This is a genomic window from Amycolatopsis heterodermiae (genome assembly GCF_034929455.1).
GTDB classification, from domain to species: Bacteria; Actinomycetota; Actinomycetes; order Mycobacteriales; family Pseudonocardiaceae; genus Amycolatopsis; species Amycolatopsis heterodermiae.
Window position 1 is genome coordinate 1 of record NZ_JAYFSI010000031.1, and the last position, 9,471, is coordinate 9,471.

Annotated in this window: 8 protein-coding genes; 7 read left to right on the forward strand and 1 reads right to left on the reverse strand. The window is 70.8% G+C overall.

Features of this window, described 5'->3' with window-relative positions; translation table 11 throughout:
* Positions 1-180: 180 nt before the first annotated feature.
* The 3 genes from VA596_RS50480 (at position 181) to VA596_RS50490 (ending at position 2,615) form a co-directional block, all read left to right on the forward strand.
* The gene (locus tag VA596_RS50480; RefSeq protein WP_323337969.1) at positions 181-675 is read left to right on the forward strand and encodes a DUF2243 domain-containing protein; all 495 of its coding nucleotides are present in this window, start codon (positions 181-183) and stop codon (positions 673-675) included.
* Positions 676-677: 2 nt separating this feature from the next.
* On the forward strand, positions 678-1,451 hold the full coding sequence (locus VA596_RS50485) for a cytochrome c oxidase assembly protein (RefSeq protein WP_323337970.1): 774 nt from the start codon (positions 678-680) through the stop codon (positions 1,449-1,451).
* 747 nt (positions 1,452-2,198) lie between these two features.
* On the forward strand, positions 2,199-2,615 hold the full coding sequence (locus VA596_RS50490) for an STAS domain-containing protein (RefSeq protein ID WP_323337971.1): 417 nt from the start codon (positions 2,199-2,201) through the stop codon (positions 2,613-2,615).
* Positions 2,616-2,836: 221 nt separating this feature from the next.
* Here the strand turns inward: VA596_RS50490 and VA596_RS50495 are convergent, their stop codons facing one another.
* A complete protein-coding gene (locus tag VA596_RS50495; RefSeq protein ID WP_323337972.1) occupies positions 2,837-3,841 on the reverse strand; it encodes an alpha/beta hydrolase in 1,005 nt (334 codons plus the stop codon).
* A gap of 172 nt (positions 3,842-4,013) precedes the next feature.
* Here VA596_RS50495 and VA596_RS50500 point away from each other — a divergent pair, with 172 nt between their 5' ends.
* The 4 genes from VA596_RS50500 (at position 4,014) to VA596_RS50515 (ending at position 9,344) form a co-directional block, all read left to right on the forward strand.
* On the forward strand, positions 4,014-5,228 hold the full coding sequence (locus VA596_RS50500; RefSeq protein ID WP_323337973.1) for a zinc-dependent alcohol dehydrogenase: 1,215 nt from the start codon (positions 4,014-4,016) through the stop codon (positions 5,226-5,228).
* Positions 5,225-7,009, forward strand: a complete 1,785-nt coding sequence (locus VA596_RS50505) for a thiamine pyrophosphate-requiring protein (RefSeq protein ID WP_323337974.1) — start codon at positions 5,225-5,227, stop codon at positions 7,007-7,009. Before VA596_RS50500 ends, VA596_RS50505 begins: the two co-directional genes overlap by 4 nt.
* A gap of 59 nt (positions 7,010-7,068) precedes the next feature.
* The gene (locus VA596_RS50510; RefSeq protein WP_323337975.1) at positions 7,069-8,235 is read left to right on the forward strand and encodes a cysteine desulfurase family protein; all 1,167 of its coding nucleotides are present in this window, start codon (positions 7,069-7,071) and stop codon (positions 8,233-8,235) included.
* A gap of 443 nt (positions 8,236-8,678) precedes the next feature.
* A complete protein-coding gene (locus VA596_RS50515) occupies positions 8,679-9,344 on the forward strand; it encodes an HAD family hydrolase (RefSeq protein ID WP_323337976.1) in 666 nt (221 codons plus the stop codon).
* Positions 9,345-9,471: the final 127 nt, after the last annotated feature.

The following is a 9,471-nucleotide window of genomic DNA, read 5'->3' on the forward strand; positions in this document are numbered from 1 at the left end:
TCAGTCATTACGTCCTCCGGAGCGTCCAGGGCGAGCCCGCGTCTACCCGGAACGGCCGCGGATACACCCGCCGCCGCGGATTTGCTCCGTTCGCCGTAGCGAACGGCTGGGCCCGTTCGTCGCGGTTACCGCGCGCTCAGCCGGGTAGCCGGGCTGCTCCCGCGCAAAAGGAGCCCACGGATGTCTCTCGATCCACCCTCGGGGGACCGGCCGGCTCGTACTGCCGCGGTGACCGGCGGTGTCCGCCGCGCCCGGTCCGGCTGGGCCGGTGCCAGAATCGGGGTCGGCATCGCGGCGTTCGTCGACGAAACCGTGTTCCACCAGCTGCTGCACTGGCACCATTTCTACGACCGGTCGACGACCGACGTCGGTCTGGTCTCGGACGGGTTGTTCCACGCCGTCGGGTGGTTCGCGGTCGTGTTCGGCTTGGTGGTGGTCGCCGATCTGCGTCGCGGCGACCGGCTGTCGGGCCGGGCGCTGACCGGCGGGGCCCTCACCGGCGCCGGGGCGTTCCAGCTCTACGACGGCACGGTCCAGCACAAGCTGCTGGGCCTGCACCAAGTCCGCTACGACGTCGATCTCGTCCCGTACGACTGGACGTGGAACGTCGTCGCCGTCCTCCTGCTGGCCGCGGGGCTGTCGTACCTGCGCCTCGCGCGGTCCCGGACGGCCTGACGGTGCTGCACCCCGGGGTCGTCGCGGCCGTCCTGGGCGCCGTCGTCGCCTACGAAACGGGCACGGGTCGCCTTCGCCGTCGCGGGGACAGCTGGCCGGTGGCGCGTGACCTGTGGTTCACGGCCGCCGGGCTGGTGGTGCTGGGGTCGGGAGGCGTGCCCGGGTTCACCGGGCACATGGTGCAGCACGTCCTGCTGGGCATGGTGGCGCCGCTGGCGGTGGTGCTGAGCTGCCCGGTCACGCTCCTGCTGCGTGCCGCACCGGTCCGGGCGCGGCGGCGGCTCAAACGGGTCCTGGCGTCGCGGCTCGCCGTCGCTCTGGTGTTCCCGCCCGTGGCAGCGCTGCTGGAGGCGAGCAGCCTGTGGGTGCTCTATCGGACCGGTCTGCACGCGGCGGCCGAGCGAGCGTCGTGGTTGCACGTGGTGGTCCAGTTGCACGTGTTCCTGACGGGACTGTTGTTCACGGCGGCACTGTGCGGGCTCGACCCGGTGCGGCACCGGTACGGCCCGGGACTGCGCGCGACCGCGCTCGTCGGCGCGGCGGCCGCGCACGCCGTCCTGGCCAAGACGCTGTACCTGGTGCCGCCGCCCGGTCTCGTGCTCGCGGCCGCCGATCAGGAGCACGGCGCGGAAGTCATGTACTACGGCGGCGATCTCGTCGAAGTCACGCTCGCCCTGGTGATCGCGGTGCAGTGGTACGTCGCGCGCGGCCGGGCCGCGGCTCGTGACCTGCGCAGAACGGCCATCAGCCGACAGGCCCGGATCCTGCGAAGGTGAGCACGGCAACGGGGACCCGGCAGCCTGCGTCGCGGCTGCGGAGAGCGACAAGCCGAGCTCGGCGGCCTCCCGGCACCACGCAAGCCATGTGGTGTCGGTCGCGACGTTGGCGATACGCACGACAGTCCGCTGAACCCAGGCGGTCAAGCAGGGACCGCTTCGCATCTCGTACAGGAAGCGATCGGCGCGCTTGCCTAGTTCGTCGGTCGCGGCCTTGGTGATCTGCTCCCCGTCAGCGTCGATCACGCTCACCCGCGCTGCCCGGGCGTTCGGGAAACGTGTTGCGGGGCAGCGTGGCGGTCAGCCCCAGCGCCGACTGGTCGTCTCCTCGTACAGCAGCAGACCCGACATCCGGGCGAACACGGTGGCCAGCTCGGCCGACGTCGCTGGTTCAGGCTCCACGCGCATCACGCTCACCCCCGCAACCCACCATCGCGTGTGCTACCGGGGCGGAACCGAGCCAGACCCGACTGGGCCGGGCCGTCCTGGTCGGGCGCAGCCGGGTTGTTCCGCTGTCACACGGGCAACCGCCTGAATCCGGTAGCGGTCGCCGCCACGCCGGCTCCCAGGAGACCCGATGAACCGTCGACGGCTGCTCACGACTCGCCACCGATCAGGATCCTGGCGTCGAGATCGGGGAAACGGGCGAGCGCCGACGAATCGGAACCTCGCCGGCTCGCGCCACGACCAGCTGCATCCCGAGGTCCCCGCCGGGGCCCGCAACCACTAGCCGAATGAACTGCACTCGTGAGCAGATCTTCCCACCCCGAGCGTCTCGAGGTGCTGCGCGTACACGGCGACTCCGAGGGTGTCGTCTTCAGCTTGTACGGCGAGCTCGACGCGGACACAGCACCGAAGCTCGGGCAGGTCCTCGGCTCGGTGCTCGCCGCGAAGTACCCACCGGAGGTGCTGATCGTCGATCTGTCCGGGCTGTCGTTGTTGTCGGTTGCCGGGATTCGGGCGGTCCACGCCGTGCACGCCGGTGCGGGTGACTCCCGGGTGCGGGTGGTCACCGGCGACCGGCCTGCAGTGCGGGAATTGCTGCACGCCAGCCACTTCGACGCGGTACTGGACTGCTACCGCAGCCGCATGCAGGCTGTTGTCGTGGGCAGCCGTGACGACTTCGTCAGGCATGCGAGAGCGATCTGGGAAGCGAGTCCGTAGCCGGCGCCGCCTCCTTCGCACGGTGGTCCGGTAGGAGCTCTCGCATCGGTCGCCGAGATCTCGGACGCCGGTTCACCCGCGACGCCGCGACGACGAGCACGCGCGTCTCGTCGCCCGCGGGTGATGAGCGGCGGCGAGGATCGGCCGGCTTGGTATCCGACACGGAACGGCGCTGAATGCGCAGCCACGCGCGTTCCGCGGGTTCGGCGCGCATGTCTGCTTCAGCGCAGCCAGCCGGAGAGGGTCTCGTAGACGGCCTGGTCATGGAGCAGCGCGAAGTGGTTCAGGCCGCCGAGCCAGACGGTGTCGGCGTCCTCGGTCAGGTCGGCCGCCGTCACCGGTGACACGAGGAGGTCGCCGATGAGACGGCCCCACGTGCTGCCCTCGGTGTGGGACAGCGTCGCGGACACGAACAGGCGGCGGACACCCGAGCCGGTGTCCGGTAGCCGGCCGATCGCCTGTCGCGCGTCGGCGACGTGGCCGTGCGCGAGGTCCTGGATCCCGTCGCTGCGCGTCGCGAGCAGACGGGCCAGCGGAGTTGTCAGGAACGACTTGCCCAGCAGCCCCGCGAGCTGGGCGACACGGCGCTCCAACGGCGCGCCGTTGTGCGGAGTGCCCAGGCAGACCAGCCGCGTCACGCGGGAAAGCCACGACACGCGTCGCTCTTGTGCTTGGTGCAACGCGCTTCTGACGACCAGGCCACCCATGGAATGTCCGATGAGGACGATGTCCTTGACGGGTACGGGCCAGGCCGCGGTGAGGCGGGTCAGCAACGTCACGAGGTCGCTGCCGTTTTCGGAGACGTGCCTGCCCGAGTTGTACCGCACGTACACGGCGCTGGTGCCCAGGTCGCCGGCCAGGCGCGCGCCGAAGTCGGCGTCCGGGCCGGCGCCGCGGAACCACGAGCGTTCGGTTTCGACCAGTCCGTGCAGGAAGACCACGAGGCGGCTGGACGCTTCGGGGAAAGCGGCGGCGAGGGACGGACGATCGAGCGTGACCGGTCGCCGCCTGATCCGAACGGTCATCTCCTCGCCCGTTCCCCGACCGGCGTTGCGTGCCCCGAACATCCCGTTCGTGACACCCGTGACGTAGTGCCCGGGACCCGACTCGAGGACCGACGTGTTCCACACGTCACGAGCGAGCACGGCTGGTAGCTGCGCCGCCGCCAGCATCAGCGCGCTCACGCCGCTCGCCGTTGCACCGACGGCCGAGGTGGTTGCTGTCATGGTCTTCTTCCGTGCCGCGCCGCCGCAGAGCCGGCTGACTTCGATGGTGGATACCCGTCACGGAACCCGTTACACGGATTTGTGATCGCCGTTTCACACCGGGCGGTGAAGCCCGGGGAGTACCGGCCGCCGGAGTGGGTACGCGGGTGGTTCGCAACCGGAGGAGCTGGCAGTGAAAGCAGTCGTTTGGCACGGTATCGGGGACATCCGCATCGACGAGGTGCCCGACCCGAAGATCCTCGAGCCCAGTGACGCGATCGTCCGCGTCACGCGCAGCGCGATCTGCGGGACCGACCTGCACCTGATCCGCGGCACCATGCCGGGCATGCAGCCGGGCACGATCCTGGGGCACGAAGCGGTGGGGGTGGTCGAGGAGGTCGGCCCGGCCGTGCGGGGTTTCGCGCCGGGGGACCGGGTGGTGGTGGCGTCCACCATCGGCTGCGGGACGTGCTCGTACTGCCGCGCCGGGTACTTCGCCCAGTGCGACACGGCCAACCCGAACGGCCCGTCGGCGGGGACGTCGTTCTTCGGCGGACCCGAAACGACCGGGCCGGTCGACGGGCTCCAGGCGGAGTACGCGCGGATCCCGTTCGCGATGACGACACTGGTGCGGATCCCCGACGCGGTGACCGACGACCAGGCGATCCTGCTGTCCGACATCTTCCCGACGGCGTGGTTCGGCGCCCGGCTGGCCGACGTCGGCACCGGCGACAGCGTGCTCGTGCTGGGGGCCGGCGTGGTCGGGCAGTTCGCGATCGCGTCGGCCAAGCGCCAAGGCGCGGGCCGGGTGTTCGTCGTGGACGGTCAGCCGTCGCGGCTGGACAAGGCCCGGGAGCAGAACGCGGAAACGGTCGACTTCAACCGCGAGGACCCGGTGGCCCTGGTCAAGGAGCTGACCGGCGGGATCGGCGTCGACCGGGTGATCGACGCCGTCGGTGTCGACGCGCAACGTCCCTCCGGTGGTCCGGCGGCCGAGCAGGAGGCGCAGCAGGCCGAGCGGTTCGAGCGGGAGCGCGCGCAGGCCGCGCCGGACGTGTCACCCTCGGGTGCGCAGTGGGTGCCGGGCAACGCGCCGAGCCTCGCCCTGCGGTGGGCGGTCGAAGCCGTGGCCAAGGCGGGCAGCATCGGCGTGATCGGGGTATACCCGCCTGGGTTCGACAGCTTCCCGCTGGGCCAGGCGATGAACCGGAACCTGACGATCAAGATGGGCAACTGCAACCACCGCCGCTACCTGCCGCACCTGCTCGACCTGGTCGTCGCCGGCACCGTGGACCCGCTGGCGTTCGTCACCCAGCACGAACCGGCCGAGAACGCCGTCGACGCCTACGAGGCGTTCGACCGGCGCGAGGAGGGCTGGCTCAAGACGGTGCTGGACGTGTCGGCATGACCCGCACGGTGGCCGACCTGGTCGTCGAGCGGCTGGCGACCTGGCAGGTGCCGCGGGTGTTCGGGTACGCCGGCGACGGCATCGACCCGGTGCTCGCCGCGCTGCGCAGGGCGGGCGGAAAACCCGAGTTCGTGCAGGCTCGGCACGAAGAGATGGCCGCGTTCATGGCGACCGGGCACGCGAAGTACACCGGCGAGCCGGGGGTGTGCCTGTCGACACAGGGGCCGGGCGCGATTCACCTGCTCGGTGGCCTCTATGACGCGAAGCTCGATCGTCGGCCGGTCGTTGCGCTCGTCGGGCAGGTCGTGACCACGGCGCTGGGCAGTGGTTACCTGCAGGAGGTCGATCTGCACACGCTGTTCAAGGATGTCTGCGGGCAGTACCTGCAGACGGCGTTCGCACCCGAGCAGGTGCCGATGCTGCTGGACAACGCGATGCGCACGGCGATCGAGACCCGCACCCCGACATGCGTGATCCTGCCGCACGACGTGCAGCGCGCCGAGGCGCCGGACGAGACCCCGCACGCCCACGGGATCGTGCCGTCGTCGCCGGTGCTGGGCCGGCCGCGGGTGCGGCCGGGTGAGGACGCCGTGCGCCGGGCCGCCGATCTTCTGCAGCGGGGCCGCAAGGTGGCCCTGCTGGTGGGGCGGGGTGCCGCCGGCGCGCAGCGGGAGGTCGAGCAGCTGGTGGATCGTCTCGGGGCGGGGGTGACGGTGTCCCTGCTGGGCAAGCCCGAGCTGCCGGAAGGTCCCGCCTGGCACACCGGCGTCATGGGTCACCTGGGGACCACGGCGAGTGCCGAGCTGATGAGCGGCTGCGACACGCTGTTGATCATCGGGTGCAACGACCCGTGGACGGAGTTCTACCCCGAGCCGGGGCAGGCGCGGGCGGTGCAGATCGACATCGAGCCGCGGGTGATCGGCAGCAAGTACCCGGTCGAGGTGGCGGTGGCCGGGGACGCCCGGGAAACCCTGCGCGCGCTCTTGTCGGTGCTGCCGCGCAATCCCGAGCGACACTGGCTCGACCGCGTGGGCGAGAGCGTTTCCCGGTGGCGCGAGATCGCGCGCGAGCGCGCGGAGCGGCCCGCCGAGCCACTCAACCCGGAGCTGGTGGTGCGGAAGCTGTCGGACCACCTCCCGCATTCGGCGCGGGTGGCGGTGGACGTCGGATCTTCGACCTACTGGTACGCCAGGCACCTCGCGTTGCCGGCCGGGGTACCGGCGCACGTGTCGGCTTACCTCGCCTCGATGGGGTGTGCTCTGCCGTACGCCATGGCGGCGAAGCTCGACGCGCCGGACCGTCCGGTGGTCGCCTTGGCCGGTGACGGGGCGATGCAGTTGAACGGGTTGCTGGAGCTGATTTCGGTCGCCGACCGCTGGCGTTCGTGGGCGGATCCGACGTTCGTTGTGCTGGTGCTGCACAACCACGACCTCAACGAGGTTTCCTGGGAGCAGCGGGAGATGGAAGGCGACCCGCGTTACGCCGATTCGCAACGGGTGCCGGACTTCCCGTACGCCGCCTACGCGGAAATGCTCGGCCTGCGCGGGCTGCGCCTCGACGCGCCGGAACGAGTGGACGATGTCTGGGCGGAGGCGTTCACCGCCGGAGGCCCGGTCGTGGTGGAGGCGATCGTGGACCCCGCGGTGCCGCTGGTGCCGCCGCACCTGCCGGACGCGAAGGCGGCCAAGATTTACCAAGGCCTCGCGCAGGAGACCGACGGCGGAGGCGGCGCCGAGCGGGTGCGGACGCAGCGGGCCGACGAAGGCCACCACGACCGGTGAGGACGCGGTGGTCCTCTCCGGCCAGCGCGAGCCACCTGCCGTCGATTACGCTGCCCGGGATGCAAGAGGGCACTGTCTCGTGTGGACCCGTCCCCGGGCCGGTCTACTTGGACCACAACGCCACCACGCCGGTCGAGCCCGACGTCGTCGCGGCGATGCTGCCGTTCCTCGGCGGCGAGTTCGGCAATCCGTCCAGCTCGCACTCCTGCGGCACGCGACCCCGCGCCGCGCTGGCGCGGGCCCGTGAACAGGTCGCGGCCCTGATCGGCGGATCGGCCGGTGACGTCGTGTTCACCGGGTCCGGCTCGGAAGCCGACAACCTCGCCGTACGAGGCACCGTCCTGGTGTCCGGGGTCGAGCGGCCGCACCTGATCACCCAACGCACCGAACACCCGGCGGTCCTGCTGTCCTGCCGGGCGCTGGAACGCCTGCACCACGCGGACGTCACTTACCTTCCGGTGGACGAGAACGGCCTCGTCGATCCCGCGGACCTGGCCGCGGCGTTCACCGAGCGGACCGTGCTGGTGTCGATCATGCTGGCGAACAACGAAACCGGCGCGCTCCAGCCGGTCCGGGAGCTCGCCGGTCTCGCTCGTGCTCGAGGCGTGCCGTTCCACTGTGACGCGGCCCAAGCCGTGGGCAGGATCCCGGTGTCCGTCGACGACCTCGGTGCCGACCTGCTGACGGTCGTGGGACACAAGATGTACGCGCCCAAGGGGGTCGGCGCGCTGTACCGGCGTCCCGGTGTGCGCCTCGAGCCGCTGGTCCTCGGCGGCGGCCAGGAACACGGGCTGCGCGCGGGGACCGAGAACGTCGCGCTCGCGGTGGCTCTGGGCGCGGCTGCCGAGCTGGTGGCGGGCGACCTTTCCGACGGCGTGCCGGACCGGACGCGGGAGCTGCGAGACCGGCTCCACGCGCGGCTGGACGTGGGGTTGCCGGGGAGGGTGGCGCTCAACGGGCCGTCCGGGGCCCGGCTGCCGAACACGCTCAACGTCAGCATCGACGCCACCAACGGGCACGAACTGCTCACGGCGGTTCCGGAACTCGCGGCGTCCACCGGATCGGCCTGCCACAGCGGTTCGTACGAGCCGTCACCGGTGCTCACCGCCATGGGCTTCGACGCCGCCCGTAGTCTCGCCGCGCTGCGGCTGTCGCTGGGCCGCGGTACGACGGCGGAGGACATCGCGCGGGCCGCCGACCTGCTCGTCGCCCGAGCAGGCGGCTAGCCGTTCAGCTGCCGGAGGGCGCGTTGCTCACCTTCTCGCCGGCTCGCGGCCACCCGGATCCGGCGAGGACGAACCGAGGAAGGATGCCAGCGCCTTGGACAGCTCGGTCTTACCGACACCGGACGAGGAGGAGACCACCCGGCTGCTGCGCATGGAGGAGGAGCTCCACAAGCGCGGCGCGTGGCAGGAGCACCCTGGGAATCGGGGCGTTGGTGGTGTGGCGATGCCGTCCTAAATGGACAATCGAACGTCTCCTTACGGCGACAATCACTCGAATGACGATGCCGTCGAGCGCTAGCGGAAAGGTCGCTGTCTTGACGGGCGAGTGCGGGGTTGCGCTCGGAACCAGTGCGCTGGCCGAGGTGTGACCTATGGGTGTCCAACGTGTCCTGGGCACGCGGAGACGGATGGTTCGGTGTGGCGCAGGCGGGTAGCCAGTGCAGATGACTGACTCCACTATCGCCGTTCTCGACATCGACGGAACGCTGGTCGATTCCAACTACCATCACGCGCTGGCGTGGTACCGGGCGTGGCGATCGGTGGGCGAAACCGTGCCCGTGTGGCGGCTGCATCGGTTGATCGGCATGGGCGGGGACCAGATTCCCGCTGCCATCGGCGGTGAGGATCTTGAGCGGCGGGTGGGGGAGCAGGTCCGGCAGCGGCAGGGCGAGGAGGCTGACCTGTTGCTGGAAGAGATGGCGGTGTTACCCGGTGCTCGTGACCTGCTTGCCGCGGTCAAGGAACGCGGTCACCGGCTCGTGCTGGCCAGCTCGGCGCAAGAGCGCCATGTGGAGGTCTTTTTGGACAAGCTCGAGGCCCGCGATCTTGCCGATGCGTGGACGAGCAGCGCCGATGTGGAGGCCTCCAAGCCTGCGCCGGACTTGCTGCACGTGGCGTTGAAAAAGGTGGGAGCGCCAGCGGATGCGTCGAGTGTGGTGGTCGGGGACTCGGTCTGGGATGTCGAGGCGGCCAAGCGTGCCGGGATGCCGGCGATCGTGGTGCGGTCGGGTGGCTTCGGGGATGACGAGTTGCGACAGGCCGGCGCTATCGCCCTCTACGACACCCCCGGAGACTTGGCGAAGGCACTGGCCGACACCCCGCTCGCGTGACCCGTAGTCTCTGCCGACGGTGTCTTGGCTGCTGCGGTCAGGCGGAGGATTCATCGCGCAGCGTGCGCAGGAGCGCGGCAAGTCCTCCCGAGGCGCGCCCGTCCAGCCGCGCGCTCGTCCGCACCAC